Genomic DNA, 24,736 nt, shown 5'->3' with positions numbered 1-24,736 from the left:
CCCCTTCAGGGAATGTGGATCTGAGTAAAAGATGAAAGCTTCCTGACAATCCAACTAACGAGGTACGCATTTAGGGGATGAACCTTATTTATAATTTCTATACCAGTGCACAGGCTTATCTATCAATCCACGGCCCTTCGATACGATCTTCGTTCCACTCAGATCACTCAGGGGCCTTCCGCTCCAACTCCCAAACCCCCAAACCTCCAAACCCCCAAACATCCAAACTTCCAAACATCCAAACATCCAAACATCCAAACAAATAAATTGACAACGCCCCATTTTTCGGATAACCTAACAGCGATTTTTGTAATTAGTTCTTAGCACAAGGAAGCTCGTGAAAGTCGGGCACAGTCGCGCTACTGTAACCAGGGACGATGTAGACACAAGCCACTTCAGCATTGAGGGAAGGCGTCTGCAAAGGATGAACTGGAAGTCAGGATACTTTTGTTTTGGACTCAATCTCCATGAACCTTCGCGAGTAAAGGGACCGGAATGAACAGCCTGAGCACCAGGACCCATTCAGACAATAGCCCCACCTTGAGACCGGGCTTTTTTTATGCCCTGTGGATCCTGTTCATCTCACTTTCTTCAATTTTCGCCAGCAATATGAACGCAACCACAAATTGCTTCATTCACGGATATACGCTAGACCAGAACGGACATGCAATCCCCTATGTTTCACTGGTTTTTAAGCATTCCGAGTTATTTCTACTTTCTGATGAAACGGGTGAATACAGTTATTCAGCACCCATCTATGCCAATGATTCGATCCTGATCCAACGTATCGGATATGAGCAAAAGATCCTTTCTGCAAACGAGTTATTGCTCCTGAACGAGATCAGACTTGTGCCAACTGTACTGACTCTGGAAGCGGTAGAAGTAGTTGCTGGAATGCTAACACCCGCTAGCCGGGATATTGCTGTTCTAAGTACCTATTCGAAAACCAGGGGCACTGGAACTGTGGATCACAATAAAATGCTGAATCGAATTCCTGGGATAGCCATAAAAACCTACGGTGGTCCAGCCGGGATCAGTACACTGAGTATGGATGGTGGACCCAGCTCACACACCCGGGTTCTGGTCAATGGCATTGATATCACTTCTGCTCAAAACGGGGAGGCTGATATCTCGCAGTTACCCCTGCCTTTTGTGGAAAGTATGCAATTCAGCCCCTATGACATCGCTGAAAGCGGAAGCGTCGGGAGTGATGGGATTGTTAAACTGGAAGCAGGTGCTCAGCAAAACCATGTGTCCATAAGCGCAGGCAGTTTTGGTCATCTGGCCTACGATGTGAACCTCAATAAGCAAATTTTCAACTTCCAAACTTCGCTGCAAATCGGGCAACGTCATGAAAAAGGCAATTACCCTGTGGTTTGGAGTGATACACAAAACTATCGACAAAATAATGATCTGGAACAGCGATTTGCAGCACTGAGAATCCGGGGATTGCTTCGCCCTGATCTTTTTTGGCAGCTGACAGCCATGGGATCCTGGCAATCCCGAGGTGTTGCCGGTCTGGTCTGGTCTCCTGATACGATCTCCCATCGTGAGGATCAGCTCCAGTTGCTGGGTTCAACCCTGGGCTGGATCCGTCCCAGTGGAAATACTCGTTTCAACTTTACTTTGCGCCGCTCTCAAGAGGTTTACACCAATCCCTATTTAAATCTGGAAAGTGACCATCACCTGCAGAGTTTCCGTCTGGAAATAACTGATGAACAACCCTATGGCAAGCACCTGGCAGTAGCTTCATCTGTCAGCTTTGTTTGGGATGTGATCGAGAGCAGCACGACTAATGACCATTCAAGAATTAGCTATGGTGCATCATTGGCACCAACGATCCAGTTCTTCACCAGGCTGAAATTGGTCCCCTCTTTAAAGTATCAATATAGTCCTGACCTGTATGAGCGATTCATCTCTGATCTACAACTCCGAATCCCACTCCATTGGGGTCCGATGAGCCTCATTGCTGCCAGCATAGGCGAACGTTACCGCTATCCCAGCTTCAACGATCAGTTCTGGGAACCCGGTGGTAATCCGGATCTCCAACCTGAAGAAACTGAGGTAGTGACGGGGCAGATCCATCTTGATCTCCAGGTCGTGGGAAATCTGATCATTCAATGGCAGAAAAAAGAGAGTACAAATCTGATCCAGTGGATGCCCGTTCATTCTTATTGGCAGCCTGGCAATGTCCTATCGGCTACCAGAGAAAGCAGCAAAGCCATGTGGCGATTCCAGCACCAGCGCTGGCAATTATCGGCTTTTGCCCATCTGAGTTTGATCCACACAACGGACCATAGTAGACAGAAACCACTTCGATATGCTCCACACCAGACATCGGCCTTTGGCTTGACCTGGTCACCTGATGCGTTTGAATTCAATCTCCAGCATAACTATGTCTCAGAACGGATCAGCATGTATGATTATCCTGAAGATACTATTCTGGAAGCCTCGGAACTATGGTCACTGAGCGTAGCCAGGACCTGGTTTGAAGATATTGGTGATATTACTCTGGTAATAGCTGGTGACAATCTGGGCAATGTCCGTTATGAAAGTATCCGCGGATATCCTGAGCCCGGGCGTTCCTTTCGTTTAAGTGCAACCTATAGATTTAAATGATAAATGATGAATTCTGATAACACAAACCACCCAGCTTACAGAACCCACCACAAAATTTTCTTGTCGCCACAAAGCCCAACAAAGCGACTCCGAACTCCAGAACTCAGAAACTCAAAAAGGAGCCATAATTGAAAACAACCCGACGCACCTTAGTTCTATCCGCACTCATCATCATTTTTGCCATCCCTGCCCTGGCAGGTAATTACTTCGCTTTATGTGAAGGAAATTATGGTCAGGCAAACTCATCTCTCTGGTCATTCAACGAAAGCATTTCAAGTATTGATGGTCCCCTGGTCTGGAATACAAGCACAAATCCTCTCGGGGATGTGGGTCAATCCTTAACTCTTTTCGATCACAAATTGTACATCATTATGAATAATTCACATGAGATCCGGATCCTGGACCTGGCCAATAACAATGAACACCTCGGTGATATAGAATTGCCCAGCGCCAGTCCCCGCTATATGGCTGTTCAACCGTCGCTGGAACGCGGTTTTGTCAGCAGTTGGAATGTAGGGGGCTTGCTCATCATTGATCTGAATACTGACACAACGGTAGATACGCTTCTGCTGGGCGGTCTGCCTGAGCAACTGTTGATCGATGGCGACGACCTGTTCGTATCCATGATCATGCACCCCGACTTGTCCAGCAATAATCAAATTCTTAGACTTGATATAAGCACTGTATCTCCCCATGTGATAGAGAGTTACGAAGTAGTGCCTGGTCCAGGATCCATGGCATTGAGTAATGGGTTCCTCTACGTCACATCGATTTATTACAACGATGCCTGGGAGTCTTTCAGCGGTACCTCACGTATTGATATCGCCACTGGTGCAGTCCTTTCAGTTGACCATGGTTATTATACCAACTACAGTGCTGATATTGACATCATTCATGAGACGGCTTATCGTATTTATGGGAATTCCATTGTTCCTCTGAATGATGATCTCAGTTTCAATACGTCAGGTAGTATTGGCAATACAGCTGACCTTTATTCTTTCTCGATCCAAAATGAAATGTTGATCCTTGGCACCAGCGATTTTGTAGCACCGGATCAAATACTGGTCTATGCACCTGACGGTTCCAGTCAGGGGATCCTCACCTTGGGCGCTCTACCTGGTGATGTGATCTATTATGATCCTGATGTTGTCTCTCTGGATGAATCCCATCTGGTACCAGCAGCTTTTGTCCTTGGGAATAATTACCCCAATCCATTTAACGGAACGACCAGTATTCCCTTCCAGTTGCCAGAAGCAGGATACACATCATTGAACATCTTTGATGCTCAGGGTCGTTTGGTCAACTCACTCCTCAATGCTGATCTGGGTCAGGGAAAACATGAGTTCAGTTGGTATGGAACCAATGCTTCAGGCAAAATAGTACCCAGTGGGATCTACTTTGCCGTATTGCGTTCAGGTTCGGACCGATCCATCATTAAACTGAATATGATCAAGTAACTCTGGACCTTGAGCCTGGATGAAGTGTCCAGCCCTGTACCACAAGCTCCGGGGAAATAGCTGAAATTGACATAAGTTTTTCCTTTTCCCGCTTCACTATAGCTTTAAAATAAGCCCTATATTTGTTCACCGCGCTCCATACACGAAGGGTTTATTTATGAAACGTTCTACCGCCGGTTTGCTGGCCTTTGCAACAATTGGTTTCTTTCTTTATGCGTTTGGCATTGATTTCTTCGATGCAATCTGGTCCTTCCCCTCTCAACGAGCGGTTCCATTTATGGTAATGGCCCTGGTGGGAACTGGTATTTACATCAGTGTCTATCTTGGCTTTCCTCAAATTAAACGCTTCTGGCATGGCGTGAAAGTAACACTGGGCATTTATGACAATCCGGAGGATGAGGGTGACCTGAACCATTTCCGCGCTCTGACAACGGCTCTCTCCGCGACGGTGGGAATTGGGAATATTGCCGGTGTTGGTATCGCGCTTTATTATGGTGGTCCAGGTGCCTTGCTGTGGATGTGGATCACGGCTTTCTTCGGGACGACCCTCAAATTTGCCGAAAGTACACTGGCGCTCAAATATCGGGAAATGGATGTAAATGGCAACACAGCCGGTGGCCCCATGTATACCATCGAAAACGGTCTTGGGCAAAATTGGCGCTGGTTGGCAGTCGCTTTTGCAGCCTTCACAGTGATCTGTTCCATGGCAACCGGTAACGCGATCCAGTCATTCACTGTCTCAGATCAGATCTATTCTGAAGTTACCCAGGTCGTTGGTACTACCCATTGGTTAACCCTGAAACACTTGATCTTTGAAGGTTTTGAGGTTTCTGTCCAACAGATCATGAATGGTCTTATCATGGCCATTTTAGTTGGCATGGTGATCATTGGCGGGATCAAACGAATTGGCAAAGTCACAGGTTACCTGGCTCCCATTATGGCTGGTGTATATGTCTTTTCCGTACTACTGATCCTACTCGCCAATTTTGACAAGTTGGGTGCATCCTTTGGATTGATCTTCAAGATGGCCATTAATCCACCTGCCATGGCTGGGGGTGTCGGTGGCGGTGTCCTGTTGGTCATGCTCCATGGAATCAAGCGGGGCTTATACTCCAACGAAGCTGGTCAGGGAAGTGCAGCAATTGCCCATTCAACAGCCAAGACCAATCACCCGGTTCGTGAGGGTGCTGTGGCTATGCTGGGTCCCTTTATCGACACCATCCTGATCTGTACCCTCACCGGCCTGGCGATCATTTCCACTGGTGCCTGGGAACACACCGAATTTTTTGTACGCATCAGTGTCCAGGATGCGACTCTGGCAGATTCGATCATCGCAGCAGGTGTGTTTGATGGAAAAGAGTTGATGAACAGCAGCCTGTTAACTTCTTTTGCTTTCAGGGAAGGATTGAGCTGGATGATCAGTTGGGGTGACAAGATCATTACGGTTTCCATCTTGCTATTTGCCCTGTCAACTGCTATCAGCTGGTCATTCTATGGTGACCGCTCAACAGAATATTTATTTGGACCCAAAGCCATCATGCCCTATCGCTATGTGTATGTCTTCTTTGTTTTTCTGGGAGGAATTGCTGGTTTGGAGGCAGTTTGGAAATTTGGTGATGCAGCCCTTGGATTCATGACACTGCCCAATTTATTGGCTATAATCCTGTTATCTCGTAAACTGAAGAGCATGACCAATGATTATTTCGCCGAGGAGCATATACCGTATAAATAGACCGATCAGCAGTTTCCTTTTTTATAAACCAGGCGGTGATTCGAATCGCCGCCCGGGTAAAAGAAACGATCACATTACACTGAGGCACCCATGGACAAACTCCGTGACCAATTGATAATTGATGCCGGTGAGATTGCCAAAGCCGCCGGTGACCTTATTGTCAAATTGAGCAATAACCAACGCCAGATATCCTATAAGAGTACCCGTGATATGGTCACAGAAGCCGGTGGGACTGTCTCTGACCCCCTGGGCAAAGAACTGGAGTACTTATGAAATTAAAAATTAAGACATTCACGTTCTATCTGATCCTGTTTCCGGTATTGTTATCGGCTGACTATTGGCAACAAAAGGTGCTTTATGACCTGGATGTTACCCTGATAGATTCCCTGCACCAGGTCGCTGGTAGTGAGACTATTACCTACATAAATAACTCACCTGATAGTCTTCATTTTATCTGGATGCACCTCTGGCCAAATGCCTACAAAAACAACAGGAGTGCTCTTGGACAACAAAAATTCAATAGTTTCTCTACTAAAATGCACTTCTTGCCTGACTCTTCTTTTGGCTGGATCGAGATCAGCGATGTCACTGCTGAGGAGCAAACCCTGGAATGGGAGTATCGCTCAGCGGATACCCTGGATGTGGCAAAATTCTTTCTGAATAAAGTGCTTTCCCCTGGTGACACGTTGATCATTGACCTGAATTTCACTGTCAAGGTTCCCAATGTCCTCTCACGCCTAGGACATTTTGACCACCACTATGAAATAACCCAATGGTATCCAAAACCAGCTGTATATGACCTCAAGGGCTGGCATCCCATGTCCTACCTGGATATGGGTGAATTCTACAGCGAATGGGGTGATTTTGAAGTCTCCATCACTTTACCGGAGAATTATCGGGTGGCCGCTACTGGAGTCCTCCAGGATTCATCTGAGTTGGCCTGGCGCGATTCACTGGGGCAAATTGGCACGACTTATCTGGATTCCTTCAAAATGGAACCCAAGCCCAAGTTACTGGGTTTGAAAAATTTGAAGGACGCAGAACCAAGTTCTTCACAGACCTTGAAAACCATCACCTTCAAACAGGAAAATGTACATGATTTTGCCTGGTTCGCTGACAAACGCTTTATCATCATCAAAAATGATGTTGAGCTACCCTCAGGTCGGTCCTTTCAAACCTGGACTTTCGCTCTTCCAAAAAATTTGAAAAATTACCGATTAGCAAATATCTATATCGAAGATGCTGTGACCTTTTATTCCAAATCCTTTATGGAATACCCTTACGAACATGCCACCGTGGTGGATGGTGATTTCTCGGCAGGTGGCGGAATGGAGTACCCCATGATCACCCTCATCAATAGTTCCAGCATGCAGCCCATGATGGAATTGGTCATCATGCATGAAGTGGGTCACAATTGGTTTTACGGACTCTCAGCCAGCAATGAGCGGGAATACCCCTGGATGGATGAAGGCCTGAATTCCTATGCCGAGAATCGATACTGGGCTGCAAAGTACCATGATGACTACATGCTGGCGCTTCACGAGGAAGAACCTGGCTGGTATCCGCTATTGAGATATTTTGCCAAGGATGCCACCAAACGAGCCATTGAGGACTTGTCGTATTATATGAGTGCCCTGTCCAAATTGGATCAGCCACCCAATCTCCATAGCGAGGCTTTCTCTGATTTCAACTATGGCATGATGGTCTATAAGAAAGCGGCTCGGTCAACTGAATCTCTGCATGCGTATCTGGGTAATTCTCTCATGGATTCGATCTGGCACGAATATTTCGATCGCTGGGCTTATAAACATCCGCAACCCGAGGATGTTCGGCAGATTTTTGAAGAAATCAGTGGTGAAGATCTCTCCTGGTACTTCGATGATATGTTGGCTTCAACCGGGAAGATCGATTATGCCCTGAACACGTTCAGCAGCAGACCACGGGGAACTACTTACGAAACTACAGTCAGGATAAGCAATCACGGCGACTTTGCCCCTCCCGTTGCCATTGGTCTTCGTGGAAAAATGGATAATGAGACCAAGACTACCTGGGTTCATCCCACTGGTGACCATGATGTGTTCCAGTTCCAAACCAACTTCCCGGTCCAGGATGTTCTGCTGGACCCCGATCTGGATCTTTTGGATGTGGATCGATCCAATAATGATGAAAATGTGAATCTGGATTTTGACCTGGCCCAGTTAGCCCTCAATCCCCGGGCTGACTATATCATCAATGTGATCCCTTACATCTGGTATGATTCAATTGATCTGATCTCTCCCGGCCTGATCCTGCACCACAAGAATCTGATCCCCTGGGGGCATCTCGATTGGTACTTACGGGTATTTGTAGGTCCCATCACAAAAGTACCTGGATATACAGCATCTATTGGTAAAAAGCTGTTCCCCGCGCCTGGACGGGAGCTCTATTTCCATTCCCGAGTTGCCAGCGACTGGTATTATCGACTGGCAGAGCTCAGCACCAATTTTCGAAAGCGCGATCTGAAATATGCTGATGATGATTCAAATATCAGGCTCTCTATCCTGGCTCAGGATCTATCTGACCCGGAGTTGGTCATGGACAATGAAACATACCGTTACCTCGATCCCCAAATATGGGAGGTCGATCAATTTCTGAAAGTCAAACTCTCCTATACAAAAAAAATACGCCGGACTCTATGGAAACGATCATTTCAAACCGAAACAACTCTGGGAGCCAGACAACATGGCAAGCCCTACGCCAAGATCCAGGCCTCATTCAAACATCAAAAGCGCATCTCCCGCAAGAGCTCCATCTGGACCACGATCTTTGCTGGCATTGGCTTGGGAGATCTACCTGGCCAAGAACGGTTTTATTTCTCAACAGATGTTGATCCTGAGATGAACAACAAACTGATCTTCTCCAGAAATGGTGATTGGTACACCCCCGGGCATACGGTACTGTATGGCTCTGATCTGACCATACCTGGCTATGCATACGCTGACAGTACCCTCCTGACACCCAGCACCAAAGGTCTTTTGGGTGCAAAGATCAGTATTGATATTCCCAAGCTGGAATCCCTGAGTCTGTTGACTGGAATCGGCATGGCCCTGGATCAAAACGATGCGGACATGGAGATGATTGGTAGTCTGTCACCAATTTATAAAATGGGACCTCTGCAACTCATATACACCCCCCTTCGTCTGGAGGCAGGCAAGCTTGAGACGGACTGGAAACGGTTCCAGATCGCCTTTGATATGAGTACAAGCTCTATTCGGATCGGTATTTAGCCAAGTGACAGTTACGGGTCTATTATACCAATTTTACTTCAAACTGCGCGTTATCTTCTTCGGGTTTTTCCAGTAAACTTCGTTGTTTCCACCCAAGTGGTTTTCATAGCGAGCCATGACAAAGAGTAGATCGGAGAGACGGTTTACATATTTGATGATCTCAGGGGCAATTGTTTCGGACTGACTCAGGGTAATTATGCTCCGTTCTGCCCGACGGCAAACTGTACGTGCCAGGTGCAGTTCTGAGGCTGCCAGGGTCCCTCCCGGCAGAATGAATTCTTCCAATACGGGGAGTTCGGCATTCAAACTATCAATGTCCTGCTCCATGGTAGAGATCATCTCTTCCGATACGATTCCGGAGATCATCTCTGGCGAAGCTAGCTCGCCTCCAAGGTTGAAAAGATGATGCTGGGTGGCAGATAGTATCTCGGCTACTTTTGGATCAGGTTTTTGAGCGAGTATCACTCCCAGGGCGCTATTGAGCTCATCTATATCTCCATAAGCAGTTACTCGCAGAGAGTCCTTGGCAACCACCTCCCCATTCGCTAATCGTGTGGTTCCCTGGTCACCGGATCGAGTGTATATCTTAGTAAGTCTCATTATTCATATCCCTAAAAATACTTCAGCACGCTAAATCCACAGTTGGCCAGATCGAAATTGCCAAACGTTGAAGTTGGGATTCTTCGATCTGCAGGTGTCAGACTGAGGCGTTTGAAAACCCACACCAGTCCACCGCAATTGCTAAAAAGCCGACAACTCCTGCAGCTAAAAATTCAATTTATCCTACTGCAGTACCTGCGCCTCAAATCAAAGATCGAAAGGATCGTCGATCAATTCCATATAGACATTGTTGGTATCATCATGCAGGGACAACTTGATATAATGTCGCCGACTCTTATCAAAGATGTCGGCACCCCGTTCTGTTCCATAGAGAATGATATGGCCCTTATAATTTCCATACTCTTTCCTCAATTCCTTATAATGGACAAAGATCAGGTTTGTGTAACTCTCCCCTTCACGAATATGGATATCACCTTTCTGATCACTGAAGTCAGTCAGGGTATTCGGTTTTGACAAAAGGGACATATCTTTGCCTATCCAAACACTGAGCAGTTCGATATGAAAGGGCAAGAATATGGAATTCTTGATCAGAAAGCCTTTCTCCTGAGCTTCGATGGCTTGACGAATAGATTTACTCATTGTAATGCTCCTACTCCAACGGATTAAAGATTAAAGAAGACCCACCAAACAACCAAAAAGATCGGCAGCAGGATCGGAATCGAATATTTGAAGATATATCCAAGAAAACTGGGGACATCCACACCAGCCTGCTCAGCAATGTTCTTCACCATAAAGTTTGGTGCATTCCCAATATAGGTCATGGCTCCAAAAAAGACAGCAGCTATTGAAATGGCCATGAGGTAGATGATCGATGAACTGTCACCAGCCACAGGTGAAGGCGTTCCTGCCACAAAATGTTGAACATCACTTAGCGTCCCCATGTCCAGACCAAACTTACCAAGAGCACCAGCCAGGAAATTCAAGTAGGTCGGGGCATTATCCAACACACCAGACAATGATCCAGTAAGCCAGTAAAATCGGGTTACTGTGAATTCTGCAGCATGCTCCTTGGCATAAGCGCCGATCAACTGAAGAGCCGGAATCATCGTGGCAAAGATCCCCACAAAGAGGTAGGCGACCTCCTTTATGGGTTCAAAGTTGAATTCATTGCCCCGTAAAGCCTCCCTGTTGCCATTTCGATAAGCCAGATAGGCCGTGGTAAACATAATGATCTCCCGGATTCCAAAAGGCACATGCAACATCTTTTGCAAGCTTGGAAAACCTTCGATAACGGCTGGATCCATAAAGACAGACAGGATCACAACACCCAGGTATAAGAAATTTTTAGCACCGACAATTTCCAGAACCTTACCATCGCCTGTAGGAGCACTGCCACTGGGAACCCGCATATCAAAGGCTACGAACACTCCGACCACAGCTAATACAGTGACCAACCAGATATGCCAGACATTGCTGATCACCCAGAAAAAGGGTACTCCCTTGAGAAAGCCCAGAAATAACGGCGGATCACCAATGGGAGTCAGTCCACCGCCAATATTGCTCACCACAAAAATAAAGAATATGATATGAAATGGTTTCAGGCGACCCTCATTCAAGCGCATAAATGGTCTGATCAATAACATGGAAGCCCCTGTGGTTCCAATCAGGTTGGATAGAACGGCACCCCCCAGCAGAATTGCCGCATTTGCCAGCGGTTTACCCGTCATATTGAATTTGATGAGAATTCCACCCGAGGCAACAAACAGTGCGGTCAACAACGCGATAAAGGAGATATACTCTTCCAATGTATGCAGCAGATTGTGGACTCCATGATCCATGGCAAAACCATAGTAGAGAGCCACAATCGTCCCTAACGTCATCGCTATTTTCGGATAATGATGTTCCCAAAGATGGGGAAAGAACAAAGGACCGGTGGCTATCATAATTAATAATATGATAAATGGCACTACCAGCCAGATGGGTGGCAAAACACTGTGATGTTCAGTCTGAGCCTCGCTATGGGCTTCACTTGCCTGGCTCATGATATGTTCTGTGCCATGCTGTTCTTCAACATGAACAGCTTCTTCAGCAAAAATTGGACTGATGACCAGGAAGGTCAGCAATATCAACTTAATAAGTACAATTATCCTCATTCCTTGTTTCCTTTAGTTTGAGATCGATTCAACCGTATATGATCATATATCGACTCAGATTCACTATCCTTAAAAAAATCATCCATATTTTTCCAAAATGAATCGAGGTTAACCTCATATTTCTTTTCATAATAATAAGCTTGGATCAGCATGTCGAGCTTGTCCAGCCGTTTGACCACTTGCGCTTCCGGAGTCTGTCCTGATTCAAATTCATCCCACAACTCCCGAAAATATTCACCTTCGCGCACGCTGTCTATTATTTCATCGAACGCTGCTGATTCAGCAGCAAACTTTTCTGAGACAGCAATCTGATCCTGAGGGGTGATGTCACCCACAATAGCTTCAGCCATATCATGGATTACAGCCATATGCATGACCCGCTCAATATCAACGCCTCTGGTCTGCAGTTCTGACCGGAGATAAAGAACCAGCATGGACATGCCGTAACTATGACCAGCGATCGATTCGACTCCAGCAACAGGAATACCAGCCTGCAGCCACCCACTTCTGGGTATGGACTTCAGCTGATAGACATGCTCCAGACTTGAGATTATTTTGGCGGTTTCCAGTTCGGTCACGTGATTATCCATAGGCGGTGAAGATATTATAAAGGGCAGTAATTGCTAAACTGATTTGCATCTAATTCATCAGAATACTGCTCAACCTGATCTCATGAACAACACAATTCAAGCCAATACTATACTGCACCATAATATTCCTCTATGTTACTGTATTACAGGAGATTGCAGATATGTTATAAAGTTAATGCAAGATGTTGACAACTATCACCCATGCTTAAAGTATCTATTGATATGCCGGTGCTTAATGGTCGACAGGCAAGCTATCTGTGAAAAACTATCAAGGCATCTCAAATTTAACATCAGGATGACGAACAATGAGTACGGGGCAAGGTGCCTTACGCACCACCTTTTCAGCTGTCGATCCATAAAGAGCGTGACTCAAACCACTCAGACCATGAGTAGCCATGACAATCAGATCCATTTTTTGATCCCGGGCAAATGAAACGATCTCCCGCCATGGTTTTCCATGCAGACTGGTTGAATCACTGACGATCTCAGTTGGGATCTGTTCCTCAATGATCTTGGTCAGGGATTCATCCACATAGCCACTTAATTGTTTCTCAATATCAGGATAACTATAGGTACCCCAGGCAAAATCGACCGGGGCTACAATCGGCTCAACTACGTGGAGTACATGCAGACTAGCAGCATACTTCTTTGCCAGATCTACTGCAAATGGCAGAGCATATTTGGCTGATTCTGAAAAATCTGTTGGTACCAGGATCTTTTTGAACTGCATTTTAGTCTCCTCTGTGATTGCTTTTTGTCATGAAGATCATCAAGAAGTCCTTTTGAGAAATCTTTGCTACCATCTCATAATATCGATCCGAAAGCAAATTATTGTTTCTCTCTTCATTCACTTCATGATCTTCATGGTGATATTTGCAAAATTATGTTGACAGTTCCCTCCCCAGTTCGAGACCTTTCTTGAATGCGACCAAGTTGATCTCTAAAAGGTGTTTCTTCTTAAAGATAATCGGTAAAACCTGCTGAACCACCAATGGATCAAGAAAATCTGAGAATCCGGCCAATACACCAAGCAGTACCACGTTGGAAACTTTGCTATTCCCCAGATCTTTGGCAATCTGAGTGGCCGGCACCGGAATATTTTGAATATCTTTTCGTTGCGGTCCGTTATCGATCAAAGCACTGTCCCACACAATGGCACCGCCTTCAACGACATCATCCTCAAATTTTTCCAATGAAGGTCGATTCATGGCAACCAAAATTGTGGGGTAAGTTACCAGAGGCGAACCGATACTGGCTCGCGATAATTTCACATGACAGTTGGCAGTGCCGCCTCGCATCTCAGGACCATAGGATGGGATCCAGCTTACTTCCAGATCTTCACGCATTCCGATCTCGCTTAACCAAACGCCCAGAGACAGAACCCCCTGTCCCCCGAACCCGGCAATCTTGATCTCCTGATCTATCTCAGCAGCGATCTTCATCGAAGTAGTATCAAATTCCATTTTGCCCTGTTCCAGCCCGATCAGCTTGGGAACTCTCTCTGGAGCGGCCAAGTTCTGACTCAGATCCAGGGGCTCAACCTGGTCAGAGATATCTTTGTACACTCCCAACGGGAAATTCTCGACTAATGTGGTTTTGATCCATTCCTCTGCCTGAGGAGCAGACATCTTCCAGCCGGTAGGACAGGTCGAAAGGACTTCAATAAAGGAGAACCCCTTCTTCTCGATCTGATTCTTGATGCCTTTTCGGACCGCTTTTCGAGCAGCATTTTTGGAGCGCACGTCAGCCAACATGACCCGCTCGACATAGACAGGTGATTCCAGACTGGCAATGATCTCAGCCATCTTTATGGGATAGCCCTCATTCTTCAGGGTGCGGCCATACGGTGTTGTTGTGGTCTTCTGCCCGATCAGAGTGGTTGGTGCCATCTGACCTCCAGTCATGCCATAAATTGCATTGTTCACAAAGAAAACTGTTATGGATTCGCCCCGATTGGCAGCGTGAAGAATCTCATTCCCACCGATGGCAGCCAGATCACCATCACCCTGGTACGAAACGACAATTGATTCAGGCATTGCCCGCTTGACACCGGTAGCCACTGCTGGTGCACGTCCATGAGCAGCCTGAATATTACCAGCATTAAAATAGTAGTAGGCAAAGACACTGCAACCCACAGGACTGATAAAGATCATATTTTCAGCGACATCGAAATCCACTAACGCTTCGGTGATCATTTTGTGGAGAATACCATGACCACATCCCGGACAATAATGAGTTTGCTCTTTGTTACTTCCAGGACGACGTTCGTAGGTGTCGTAGAAGCCTTTTGATTTTCCTAATATTTTGACGCTCATAGTACCCTCATCATCCGTTTGATCTCATGAACCAATTCTTTAATAGATGGAACGTTCCCACCCATACGACCATAGAATTCCACCGGTTTAGTGCCATTCACAGCCAGACGTACATCATCAACCATCTGACCGTTACTTAACTCAATGACGCTAAAAGCTTTAACTTGGTCCAGAGCAGCCAATTCTGCCAACCTTTCAGTTGGATAGGGCATTAGAGTTATGGGACGTAACAAGCCCACTTTGACTCCCTCATCCCGCAACTGATTGATGGCGGTATGCACCAATCGGGATACAATACCATAGCCCACAACTACGTACTCAGCATCATCCAGCAGATATTCTTCATAGCGTGTATCGTTACTGGCAATGATCTCATATTTTCTCTGTAATTTCTGATTGTGACGTTCCAGGTCATCCGGATCCAGTTCAATGGAGCTTACTAAATTCATACGATCTCTATTCACACCACGAACAGCCCAGGTTTTTTCAGCAAATTCAGTGACCGGCTCTGGGAAATCCACCGGCTCCATCATCTGTCCAATAAATCCATCAGCTAAAACGACTGCGGGATTCCGGTACTTGTCAGCCAACTCAAAGGCCAGCATGGTCAGATCGCACATTTCCTGAGCAGAATTGGGGGCAACAACGATGTTTTTGTAGTTTCCGTGGCCACCGCCTTTGACAACCTGATGATAGTCAGCTTGTTCAGGAGCAATATTGCCAAGACCGGGGCCTCCCCGAGTGATATCCACAACGACACAGGGTAATTCAGCGCCGGCCAGATATGATAACCCCTCTTGTTTCAAGCTGAACCCGGGACTGGAGCTGGCAGTCATAGCCCGGATACCGGTTCCAGCGGCACCATAAACCATATTGATAGCTGCGATCTCACTCTCAGCCTGTAGAAAGGTCCCTCCCACCATGGGCATATAAAGAGCCGCCGCATGGGCGATCTCACTTGCTGGCGTGATGGGATAACCATAATAAGCGCGACAACCGGCCAATATGGCCCCTTTGACGATCGCTTCATTTCCTTTTACAAATTGTTTGGCCATGCTCTACTCCGCAAAACTAAGATTACTGAAATTACTTAAGATCACTTCCTTACCGCAGGCTTCACAAATGGCAATCCCTTTAACAGAGTCCTTTACTTCAAGCCTGCTCGGCACCTGTTTGGTCTGGCATATATATGCTTCCTGAGCTTCAGCCCAGTTTTTATAGACAGTGATAGCTCCTGGTTCTGGACAGGCATAATAACATACACCACAACCTGTACAGCCTTCACCATCGTATTCAGCCGGACTATATCCATGTGAATTAAAACTATCTGCAAGATGCAGAACATCAACCGGACATGCTACAACGCAGAGATTGCATCCTTTGCATTCCTCAATGTTAACTGCAACAAGTCCACGAGCCTTAGCCATATTTAGAACCTCCTAAAATTTATGTCGTGTCTTCTATATTTATTTTTCATGTATTTTTCTCCACTCACAATATTGTGATGTATGGAACAATTCAACAAGTAATCACCAAGCCTGTCGAATCGGTCACTGAGCCTGTCGAATCGGTCACTGAGCCTGTCGAAGTGTCAACATAACAGTTTACTTTCAAATGACTGGCGTTCCAGTTCCTCTCGAAAATCAGGATGGGCGATCTCGATCAATGCCTTGGCCCGTTCCCGCAATGTTTTTCCGTGCAAATGGGCTATCCCAAATTCTGTAATGATATTGTGTACATCACCTCGACTGGTGGTTACGGCAGCACCCGGTTTAAGATCCAGAACGATCCTGGATTGAGTTCCCCTTTTAGCAGTGGACGGCATGGCGATAATGGGAACACCCCCCTTGCTTCTTGAAGCTCCACGCATAAAATCAACCTGTCCTCCGATACCTGACCAGTTCGTTCGCCCCATTGAATCTGAACAAACCTGACCGGTAAGATCGATTTCTATTGACGAATTGATAGCAACCATTTTGCTATTCTGAGCAATAATGTAGGGGTCATTTACATAATCTGTCGGATGAAACTCCATAAACGGATTTTCGTGAATGAAGTCGTAGACATGTTGAGAACCCATTACAATGCTGGATACTACTTTTCCCGGATGCAGGGTCTTCTCTTCGCCATTTATCACACCGGATTCGACCAATTCCACAACCCCGTCACTGAACATTTCTGTATGAATACCCAGGTTCCTTTTGTCTTTCAGATAATGCAGGGTTGCATCGGGAATAGCTCCAATCCCCATCTGCAGGGTGGATCCATCTTCGATAAGACTGGCAATGTACTTACCGATCTGCATGTGGCGCTCAGATAATGCGACTTTCGGTGCCTGAAATAACGGCTCATCTGCTTCAACAATGAAATCCAGCTTGGAAGCATGAATAAAATTATCACCATGCACCCGGGGCATCTGCTGATTAACCATGGCAACAATGGTTTTTGCTACCTTACAGGCGGCAATGGTCGTGTCTGTGCTTACCCCAAAACTGCAAAACCCATGTGAATCAGGCGGGCTGATATGTATGATGGCTACATCCACCGGGATATGACCATTCTTGTACAGCCCGGGAATCTCAGATAGAAATATGGGTGTCCAGTCTGCCCGACCGGCATTCACTGCCTCTCTGACATTTGTTCCGGTGAAGAGGGAGTTCAAACGCACATGACCTTCCATCTCAGGCGTGACATATTTGGCATTTCCCAGACTCAGGATGTGACTGATGACCACTCCCTCTAATTGCATCACTCTTTCACTGAAAGCATTTACAAATATCTGCGGGGTTGCCGCACCAGCGTGTAAATACACCGAATCTCTTGACTTGATCAGGGACATAGCCTCTTCAGGAGTCCCGATCCGGGATTGATATTGGTTAACCCATGTCATTATATCTTGATCCCAAATCTTCGATTAAGAACTGGCTGCATGTTGCGTCCCTCGAGTGTGTAAAGCCCCTTCTTCAAGGCAAAAGACTCCTTGATAGCCTTGGAAACTCCCAACTCCGCAATTTGATTCAGATATTTTGAAAGCACATTGCTCAATGCGATCGAAGTGGTTCGATTGATCCCTGATGTAATATTGGGTATACAATAGTGGATCACGCCCTCATCTATATATACTGGATCAGCAAGTTGGGTTGGACGGGTTGTCTCACTGGCACCACCTTCATCCACAGAATAATCTATCAGAACAGCCAGATGCTTCATTTTCTTAACCATTTCACGGGTAATCACATGGGGGGTCAATCCACCTCGATCCAGAATGGCTGCCACAACTACGTCAGCGAACTTCAGGCTATTTTCAATTGCAGACTGATTGGCATAGATCGTTGTCACTTGGTCTCCCAGCAACTCCCGGAGCCGGCGAAGCTGATCCAGGTTACGATCCAGTACATGCACCTGGGCTCCCAGCCCTACAAATGCTTTTGCTGCACTTGCTCCGACTTGCCCCGCCCCAATTATTACAACCGAGGCAGGTGCTACACCCGGAACACTACCAAGCAGCACACCGCGACCCATGGGATCCCGCCCCAGATAATTACCGGAAATGATGGGAGCCATTTGTCCCGCCAGCTCACTCATAATAGTGAGAATAGGTCTGGAACCATCTGCTTCTTCCATGATCTCCATCCCTACCAGCGTGATCTTTTTATCGATCAAACCTTTAAATACTTGTTCTGAACTCACCGAAAGATGTTGAAAAGAAAAAACAGTTTGACCTTGCTGCATACATTCCAGAGATTCGGCAGTAACAGGAAGCACTTTAAGCAACACATCAGAACGCCCATAGAGTTCTTCATGATCAAAGACCAACTGAGCCCCTCTCTCAAGATAGTGTTGATCTGAAAAGCCACTGGCATCTCCGGCACCAGACTCTACAAAAACAGTATGCCCCCGTTTGATCAATGATTTGGCACCATTGGGCGTTACACAAACCCGCTTTTCATTCAAACGACTTTCATGGAGAATACCAAAGTTCATAACATGCTCCCACATTTTGCAACCATTTCAATCATAAATTAATTAGAACAAACAACATGCCAACATGGTTGAGTAATACCGCTAACAAATCCTTCAATATCAGTTTCAATAGCCCGACTCTTAAAATATTAATTAAGTTCTTCCATGTTTAAAAAAGTTTTGCCCCTCAAACAGCGACCAGGTTTTAGAGATATGATGCAGAATCGGGTGCATGAGATCCTGCTCATATCAAGCCTTTACGATGCCTTTAAACTGGAAGAAGATGGGCGTCTCGGTGAAATGATCTTCACTGAATATCAGGACATGAATCTCTCCAGTGCTCCTCGGATCACCAGGGTCTCAACCGGAGACCATGCCCTGAGAAAACTCAGGGCGCGACATTATGATCTGGTGATCACCATGACCCGTATTTCAGATATGGATCCCTTTCAACTCGGGCAAAAAATCAAGAAGAAGCATACTTCTATTCCCGTGATTCTGTTGGCCTCAAATCGTCGCGAATATGAATGGGCAACCCAAGGGGTCGCCAACCTTTCCGGAATAGATAGAGCCTTCATCTGGCACGGTGATTCCAATATTTTCACCGCCATCATCAAATACATCGAAGATAGGATGAATGCCCCCAGGGATATTCTCAAGGGCGGTGTCCGGGCTATCATTGTCGTTGAAGATTCTCCAAAATTCTACTCGATTTTCCTACCAATGCTCTATCGCGTAATCATCAATACCACCCACAAATTGATGAAAAATGAATACAATGACGAATTGCGATTACTCCGCATGCGCTCACGACCTAAGATTCTCCTGGCCACCACATTTGAGGAGGCTACAGCGTTATATCGGAAATACAAAAATCACATGCTTGCAGTGATCACTGATGTGCGTTACCCCAGAAATGGGATCCTGGACCCAAAAGCAGGTGCAAAATTTATCAGGATCGTTCAGAAGAAGAATCCCAGCATGCCGGTCATGATGCAGTCCATGGAGGGCGAAAATGAAGTAACAGCGCTGGAACTCGGTGCTTACTTTCTGGATAAGAACTCACCCCATCTGATTCAAAGCCTTCAGGATTTCACGATGCGTCATTGTGGGTTCGGTGATCTTATTTTCGGCACTAAAGAGGGCAAGACCATCACCAAAGTACGGCACTTGAATGCATTGTCCGCAGCCCTGTCCTCCGTTCCCATGCAAAGCATCAGATACCATGCCCGGCGAGATCATTTTTCAAATTGGCTGGCAGTTCGAGGGCATTTCGATCTGGCAGACTATTTAAAACCGATCAATATTGAGGATTTTGAAAACCCGGAAGATTTTCGTGACATCCTGTTAGAGGCCATTGAGAGTCATCGCGCCAGACATCGATTTGACAAGATTGGTTACTTTAATATCGACACTTATGACCCCTCTATTAAAGCAGTCAGGATCGGTGGTGGATCCATTGGTGGAAAAGCGCGCGGCCTGGCATTCTTGAGTGCCCATATGCGTCGTTTTGATTTCAGCCGTGAGTACACCGATATCAAAGTGGACGTCCCTCAATTTGCTGTTATCGCCACCGATATCTTTGATCGCTTTCTGGACATCAATAATCTGAGGTTAAAAGCACTCGCTGCTCAATCAAATAAAGAGATCGATGATCTTTTTCGAAAAGCAGTTTTTCCAGGTAATTTTACTGAACAATTGCATGCCTATCTGGGGAATCACTCTGGACCACTGGCAGTTCGTTCTTCCAGCCTCTTGGAGGATTCCCTTTTTCAACCTTTTGCCGGGATATATAGCACCTACATGCTCCCCAATTGTGCGCCAGCTCTCGATACTCGAATATTTCAGCTCATGGAAGCTATCAAGTTGGTTTATGCATCCGGATTTCATCGGGAAGCCATCGCTTATCTCACGTCTACCGGGAATCGCCCGGAAGATGAGAAAATGGCAGTGGTGATCCAACACTTGACCGGACGTAAATACGATGAGTACTACTATCCAAGTTTTTCAGGAGTGATTCAAACTTTGAATTACTACCCCCAGGGCTCCATGTTGCGTGAGGAAGGCATGGTAACCATGTGTTTGGGTCTGGGACGAACAGTGGTCAATGGTGAAAGAGCACTCAAATTCAATCCCAAAAGACCTGATGTACTCCCGCAATTCTTCAATCAGCAATCTATCCTTAATAATAGCCAGAGTCATTTCTACGCTCTGGAGATGACAGATTGTGACCTCCCTTTAGCACATGGAGAAAACTCAAATCTCACTCAATTTGATCTGAAAACAGCAGAGGAACACGGCAGCCTGGAACAGATTGCCAGCGTGTATTCCTTTCAGGACGGACGTTTTCGTGAAAGTCTGTTCGAAAAAGGTCCTCGCATCATCACCTTTGCCAATATTCTAAAATGGAAGAGCCTCCCCTTAGCCAATATTTTGGCTGATCTGATGGAATTCGGAAAGTTGGGCATGGGCTGTGAAGTTGAGATGGAGTTCGCTGTCAACTTGCCTGAAACATCAGAAGACCCGGCTGAGCTATCGATCTTGCAGATTCGACCCATGGTTACCTTTGAAAGACCTCATTTGGTAGATGTGGAACTGGCCAAAAAAGGAGATGAACTGCTCAGGAGTGAAATATGCCTGGGTAACGGGGACAATATAGAAATTCGTGATCTGATATATATCGATCTTGATATATTCGATATTCTTAAAAGTCGGCAGATAGCCCAGGAACTACGTGAGATAAATCGCAAATTCAGTCCTGATAAGCCATATTTGCTGGTGGGACCGGGGCGCTGGGGAACCGCTGATCCAATGTTGGGTATCCCGGTGAATTGGAATTTCATATCAAATGCCCGTTCCATTGTGGAAGTGGGACTACCCGATCTTTATGTGGAGCCTTCCTTTGGCAGTCACTTTTTTCAGAATATTACGTCACTGGGTATCAGCTATTTTACCATTCCCCCGCACAAACTCGAAACAAATATAAATCACGAGTGGTTCAATGCTCAAACACCTCTCACTGAAATGGTGTATTTGAAACATTTTCATTTCGAACGTCCATTTATCATCCAGGTTGACGGCATTCGAGGCAAGGGACATGTATGGCGTCCCGGTTGTTGTGATACAAGTGCTGAAGATTGAACCGGCCTTTAACCTGTTCAATTCCAGATTTCCAGTAACTCATACACACCACTTGCCACTCGTCACTCATCACTTGTCACCCATCACTCGTCACCCATCACTCGTCACCCATCACTCGTCACCCGTCACTTGTCACTAATTTCTATATTGAGTAACCGCCAAAATTAATTAGGTTGGCTGTCAAGTTGAACAAGGAGAAAAATCAACATGCGTAAACTAATTATTGTAATGCTAAGTCTTATTTTTGTCGTTTCAGTGAATGCTCAGGGATCAGGAATTGGTGTGGGTATTTCCACAGATGGTCTGACCGGCAAATATTGGATGAACGGATCAACTGCCATTGCTGTTCATTGGAACCTGGGCTCCTCTATCGCGGCAGATTATCTACTGCACAAACCTGAAGTTCTGAATATCACAGACGCCCCTACTCCAGTCTATTATGGTGCCGGTGTTGCCGTGGGAACCCATACGGGTTTTGATGACAATTTTGATGAAACCACTGAGTTTGATCTGAGTGTCCGTGGTGTTGTTGGAGTCAGCTACTATGTCTCTTCATTTCCTGTGGATATTTTTCTGGAAAGCACTCCGACTCTGCATATCCTCGGAGGCGGCGGTCTAGGTTTTGGCGGAGCCTTTGGATTCCGCTATTTCTTTTAAACACAGCGAACTGCTCTTTTATGAAAGCCCTGCCTGAAACGGTGGGGCTTTTTTTGTAATTCCCCAGAATTATCTGAATTTTCGTGACCAATATGAAAGAGGTATTTTGTTAATGAACTGTTTTGATTCTTTTATTGAAATCAAGGCAATCATGTTTAGTATTAACCCAATGTCAGCCTTGAAGTAATTTGACTTTAAGTCGTCGTTTTGAAAGCACTAACACATCTAATGCTAAAGAGGTTTCTCCGTGTCAGAGTCCCTTCATAATTTTCATATACCGGTCATGGGAACGGGTCATTCCATAGATACTCCCATTCGTTTGGCTCATCTGGGGATTACCTCAGTAATTTCCATTATTGATGATCTTCTGGTCGAACGACTAAGGAAATACTATACCAACCAGTACGATCTGCCCTATGAACGAATCTCAATGCGTGCCATCGATGGACGTGCTAAACGCATTACGGCATATCTGGATATGGTTCAAGATATTGTTGAAATGAAGATGGAGCGGGTTCGGTCTCTGCCCTTTTTTGAGCAAAATGAGAAATCACGCTATTTTGACTTGCTGCCCAATACAAGTGCCCTAAAAAAAGCTTACCAAAACCTGCTGGCAACTGAACCTGGCAAACTACGCGAAAAAATAGGCACTGAGCTCAGCCAGAGAATGAAACCGGGTGGGATCGATGTCAATATCATGGTCAAAGTTGACCGCATCGATATGGATAAACACGGGAAACCACTGGGCGAAGAATTCTCAGATGCCAAAGCAGCTCTAAGGGGCTTCGCCAAAAGCAAGGTTGAGTCAGCCATGGTCTTCTCGGCAGGGATAAATCAAAGTCTCTACGGCTATATGACCAAATACAAAGATTTTTACCGGGATCATGAAGGTGAGATCAAGAAGAAGATCATTTTAAAAGTAAGTGATTTTCGTTCAGCAATGATCCAGGGTCGTTATATGGCCAAAAAAGGACTGGAAATCTCAGAATTTCGCATAGAATCGGGCTTGAATTGCGGCGGACACGCGTTTGCTTCACCGGGACACCTACTTCCGGTTTTGCTCCACGATTTCAAAGAAAAACGGAACGAACTAGGTACCCAGTTCCAACCGATCATCAAACGTTTTTATGAAAAAATGAGTTGGAATTACCCGGCAAACCTCGAGCACCACCCCGAGATTACAGTTCAGGGCGGTATTGGCAATCACGGCGAGGTCCAGCGCCTGGAAAAAGGCTTTGGGATCGACCGAACCGGCTGGGCCAGTCCTTTCCTGCTGGTTCCCGAAGCAACACCAGTTGATACACCCACCCGGATGCAGTTAATGACCTCCACCGATGACAGCCTCTATCTTAGCGGGGCTTCACCATTAGGAGTTCCTTTTAATAACCTGAGAAACTCAGGATCAGAAAAATGGACCATTGATCGCCATGTTCAAGGCAAGCCCGGCTCACCCTGCCCCAGAGGATTCTTGGTTTCCAACACAGAATTTACAGAACAACCTATTTGTACTGCCTCCTCTGAATACATCGAGCTAAAGCTGGATGAGATCAATACCAATTTTGAGTCTGGATCTAAAAAGGACGATGCAATTTCCAAAGTTCTGGCAAAGACCTGTCTGTGTGACCATTTGGGTAACGGTGCTCTGATAAGTCTGGGTATTCAGGCCACGGATCGTCACCCTCAGGCCATCTGTCCAGGGCCAAATCTGTCCTGGTTCAATCGCTATTATTCATTAGAAGAAATGGTGGATCAGATTTATGGTCGCGGGAAGGAATTACTATCCAAAGATCGGCCTCACATGTTTGCCAAGGAGATCCAGCTCTATGTGGACTACTTTCAGTCCCTGGTTGACGATGCTATGGAAAACCTGAGACAGCAGAAAGCACTACACACTTTCTATGACAACATGCAAGCAGGATTTGATTTTTGTAGGCAATTAGCTCGGGAAGTCGCTTATCAAGGGGAAAATCTCCCATCGCTCAGTGAAGCTGTAGAAGTGCAAACCCGGCGACTGGAAGAATTCTATCAGAATTTCAAAGCCAGAATCGGGGAACAAGCAACCACCTGACCGGCTCACTTTCAAAACACACTTCCCGCCGTCTTTACGAGGGAATGTAATGACCGCAGTAATCTCTTTTATACCAATTGCATCTCTAAAGTGCACTATAAATTCAAGTGATTTTTTCATTTATCAAGCTTCAAGTTTTTAGCCTGTCTGCGCGGAGACCGACTTCGGCATAGGCAGGCATAGCCATAGCTATGGTAGGAACTTTAAGTGCAGA

General features: G+C 46.0%; 18 protein-coding genes and 1 riboswitch. Of the genes, 8 read left to right on the top strand and 10 right to left on the bottom strand.

Annotated elements, in window-relative coordinates; genetic code table 11:
* The first annotated feature begins 280 nt into the window (after positions 1–280).
* A riboswitch (cobalamin riboswitch) is annotated at positions 281–468 on the top strand.
* A gap of 27 nt (positions 469–495) precedes the next feature.
* The 5 genes from U9Q77_13090 to U9Q77_13070 all read left to right on the top strand — a co-directional run bounded on the left by U9Q77_13090 (position 496) and on the right by U9Q77_13070 (position 9,074).
* Entirely contained in the window at positions 496–2,619 is a 2,124-nt protein-coding gene (locus tag U9Q77_13090; protein ID MEA3288291.1) for a TonB-dependent receptor, read from the top strand.
* A 128-nt stretch (positions 2,620–2,747) separates the two neighbouring features.
* A complete protein-coding gene (locus U9Q77_13085; GenBank protein MEA3288290.1) occupies positions 2,748–4,076 on the top strand; it encodes a FlgD immunoglobulin-like domain containing protein in 1,329 nt (442 codons plus the stop codon).
* 157 nt (positions 4,077–4,233) lie between these two features.
* Positions 4,234–5,808 (top strand): amino acid carrier protein, encoded by a 1,575-nt coding sequence (locus U9Q77_13080; protein ID MEA3288289.1) that lies wholly within the window; start codon positions 4,234–4,236, stop codon positions 5,806–5,808.
* 90 nt (positions 5,809–5,898) lie between these two features.
* Positions 5,899–6,081 (top strand): hypothetical protein, encoded by a 183-nt coding sequence (locus tag U9Q77_13075; GenBank protein MEA3288288.1) that lies wholly within the window; start codon positions 5,899–5,901, stop codon positions 6,079–6,081.
* Positions 6,078–9,074, top strand: coding sequence for a M1 family metallopeptidase (locus U9Q77_13070; GenBank protein ID MEA3288287.1), 2,997 nt, complete (start codon positions 6,078–6,080; stop codon positions 9,072–9,074). Before U9Q77_13075 ends, U9Q77_13070 begins: the two co-directional genes overlap by 4 nt.
* Positions 9,075–9,107: 33 nt before the next feature.
* Here U9Q77_13070 and U9Q77_13065 read toward each other — a convergent pair whose 3' ends face one another.
* The 10 genes from U9Q77_13065 to U9Q77_13020 form a co-directional block, all read right to left on the bottom strand.
* Complete coding sequence (locus tag U9Q77_13065; protein MEA3288286.1) at positions 9,108–9,674, bottom strand: cob(I)yrinic acid a,c-diamide adenosyltransferase; 567 nt, start codon at positions 9,672–9,674, stop codon at positions 9,108–9,110.
* 207 nt (positions 9,675–9,881) lie between these two features.
* The gene (locus U9Q77_13060) at positions 9,882–10,274 is read right to left on the bottom strand and encodes a hypothetical protein (protein ID MEA3288285.1); all 393 of its coding nucleotides are present in this window, start codon (positions 10,272–10,274) and stop codon (positions 9,882–9,884) included.
* Between the two features lie 23 nt (positions 10,275–10,297).
* Positions 10,298–11,677 carry a sodium:proton antiporter gene (locus U9Q77_13055; GenBank protein ID MEA3288284.1) on the bottom strand — a complete coding sequence of 460 codons (1,380 nt, stop codon included), beginning with the start codon at positions 11,675–11,677 and terminating at the stop codon, positions 10,298–10,300.
* A 107-nt stretch (positions 11,678–11,784) separates the two neighbouring features.
* Positions 11,785–12,366 (bottom strand): HD domain-containing protein, encoded by a 582-nt coding sequence (locus U9Q77_13050; GenBank protein MEA3288283.1) that lies wholly within the window; start codon positions 12,364–12,366, stop codon positions 11,785–11,787.
* A gap of 280 nt (positions 12,367–12,646) precedes the next feature.
* On the bottom strand, positions 12,647–13,108 hold the full coding sequence (locus tag U9Q77_13045) for a universal stress protein (GenBank protein MEA3288282.1): 462 nt from the start codon (positions 13,106–13,108) through the stop codon (positions 12,647–12,649).
* 151 nt (positions 13,109–13,259) lie between these two features.
* A complete protein-coding gene (locus tag U9Q77_13040) occupies positions 13,260–14,693 on the bottom strand; it encodes a 2-oxoacid:acceptor oxidoreductase family protein (protein ID MEA3288281.1) in 1,434 nt (477 codons plus the stop codon).
* On the bottom strand, positions 14,690–15,748 hold the full coding sequence (locus U9Q77_13035; protein ID MEA3288280.1) for a 3-methyl-2-oxobutanoate dehydrogenase subunit VorB: 1,059 nt from the start codon (positions 15,746–15,748) through the stop codon (positions 14,690–14,692). Before U9Q77_13035 ends, U9Q77_13040 begins: the two co-directional genes overlap by 4 nt.
* A 3-nt stretch (positions 15,749–15,751) precedes the next feature.
* Complete coding sequence (locus U9Q77_13030; GenBank protein ID MEA3288279.1) at positions 15,752–16,120, bottom strand: ferredoxin family protein; 369 nt, start codon at positions 16,118–16,120, stop codon at positions 15,752–15,754.
* A 164-nt stretch (positions 16,121–16,284) separates the two neighbouring features.
* Positions 16,285–17,583, bottom strand: coding sequence for an acetyl-CoA hydrolase/transferase C-terminal domain-containing protein (locus tag U9Q77_13025; protein ID MEA3288278.1), 1,299 nt, complete (start codon positions 17,581–17,583; stop codon positions 16,285–16,287).
* The gene (locus tag U9Q77_13020; protein ID MEA3288277.1) at positions 17,583–18,677 is read right to left on the bottom strand and encodes an alanine dehydrogenase; all 1,095 of its coding nucleotides are present in this window, start codon (positions 18,675–18,677) and stop codon (positions 17,583–17,585) included. The genes U9Q77_13025 and U9Q77_13020 overlap by 1 nt, the downstream gene beginning before the upstream one ends.
* Before the next feature lie 144 nt (positions 18,678–18,821).
* Here U9Q77_13020 and U9Q77_13015 point away from each other — a divergent pair, with 144 nt between their 5' ends.
* From U9Q77_13015 to U9Q77_13005, 3 genes are all read left to right on the top strand, one after another.
* A complete protein-coding gene (locus U9Q77_13015; GenBank protein MEA3288276.1) occupies positions 18,822–21,797 on the top strand; it encodes a PEP/pyruvate-binding domain-containing protein in 2,976 nt (991 codons plus the stop codon).
* A gap of 207 nt (positions 21,798–22,004) precedes the next feature.
* Positions 22,005–22,454: a hypothetical protein gene (locus U9Q77_13010; GenBank protein ID MEA3288275.1), complete on the top strand. Its 450-nt coding sequence runs from the start codon at positions 22,005–22,007 to the stop codon at positions 22,452–22,454.
* Between the two features lie 247 nt (positions 22,455–22,701).
* A complete protein-coding gene (locus U9Q77_13005) occupies positions 22,702–24,522 on the top strand; it encodes a hypothetical protein (protein MEA3288274.1) in 1,821 nt (606 codons plus the stop codon).
* Positions 24,523–24,736 lie beyond the last annotated feature (214 nt).

This window comes from Candidatus Neomarinimicrobiota bacterium (assembly GCA_034716895.1).
Classification (GTDB): Bacteria; Fidelibacterota; UBA8477; order UBA8477; family JABMPR01; genus JABMPR01.
This window is presented reverse-complemented; position numbering and strand designations above follow the sequence as displayed.

What these genes read in the sequence shown, in the direction of transcription:
- U9Q77_13080 (MEA3288289.1), top strand. Translation starts at nt 4,234, where the DNA reads ATGAAACGTTCTACCGCCGGTTTGCTGGCCTTTGCAACAATTGGTTTC.
- U9Q77_13015 (MEA3288276.1), top strand. Translation starts at nt 18,822, where the DNA reads ATGTTTAAAAAAGTTTTGCCCCTCAAACAGCGACCAGGTTTTAGAGAT.
- U9Q77_13065 (MEA3288286.1), bottom strand. Translation starts at nt 9,674, where the DNA reads ATGAGACTTACTAAGATATACACTCGATCCGGTGACCAGGGAACCACA.
- U9Q77_13025 (MEA3288278.1), bottom strand. Translation starts at nt 17,583, where the DNA reads ATGACATGGGTTAACCAATATCAATCCCGGATCGGGACTCCTGAAGAG.
- U9Q77_13060 (MEA3288285.1), bottom strand. Translation starts at nt 10,274, where the DNA reads ATGAGTAAATCTATTCGTCAAGCCATCGAAGCTCAGGAGAAAGGCTTT.
- U9Q77_13070 (MEA3288287.1), top strand. Translation starts at nt 6,078, where the DNA reads ATGAAATTAAAAATTAAGACATTCACGTTCTATCTGATCCTGTTTCCG.
- U9Q77_13035 (MEA3288280.1), bottom strand. Translation starts at nt 15,748, where the DNA reads ATGGCCAAACAATTTGTAAAAGGAAATGAAGCGATCGTCAAAGGGGCC.
- U9Q77_13040 (MEA3288281.1), bottom strand. Translation starts at nt 14,693, where the DNA reads ATGAGCGTCAAAATATTAGGAAAATCAAAAGGCTTCTACGACACCTAC.
- U9Q77_13075 (MEA3288288.1), top strand. Translation starts at nt 5,899, where the DNA reads ATGGACAAACTCCGTGACCAATTGATAATTGATGCCGGTGAGATTGCC.
- U9Q77_13010 (MEA3288275.1), top strand. Translation starts at nt 22,005, where the DNA reads ATGCGTAAACTAATTATTGTAATGCTAAGTCTTATTTTTGTCGTTTCA.
- U9Q77_13045 (MEA3288282.1), bottom strand. Translation starts at nt 13,108, where the DNA reads ATGCAGTTCAAAAAGATCCTGGTACCAACAGATTTTTCAGAATCAGCC.
- U9Q77_13020 (MEA3288277.1), bottom strand. Translation starts at nt 18,677, where the DNA reads ATGAACTTTGGTATTCTCCATGAAAGTCGTTTGAATGAAAAGCGGGTT.
- U9Q77_13030 (MEA3288279.1), bottom strand. Translation starts at nt 16,120, where the DNA reads ATGGCTAAGGCTCGTGGACTTGTTGCAGTTAACATTGAGGAATGCAAA.
- U9Q77_13090 (MEA3288291.1), top strand. Translation starts at nt 496, where the DNA reads ATGAACAGCCTGAGCACCAGGACCCATTCAGACAATAGCCCCACCTTG.
- U9Q77_13055 (MEA3288284.1), bottom strand. Translation starts at nt 11,677, where the DNA reads ATGAGCCAGGCAAGTGAAGCCCATAGCGAGGCTCAGACTGAACATCAC.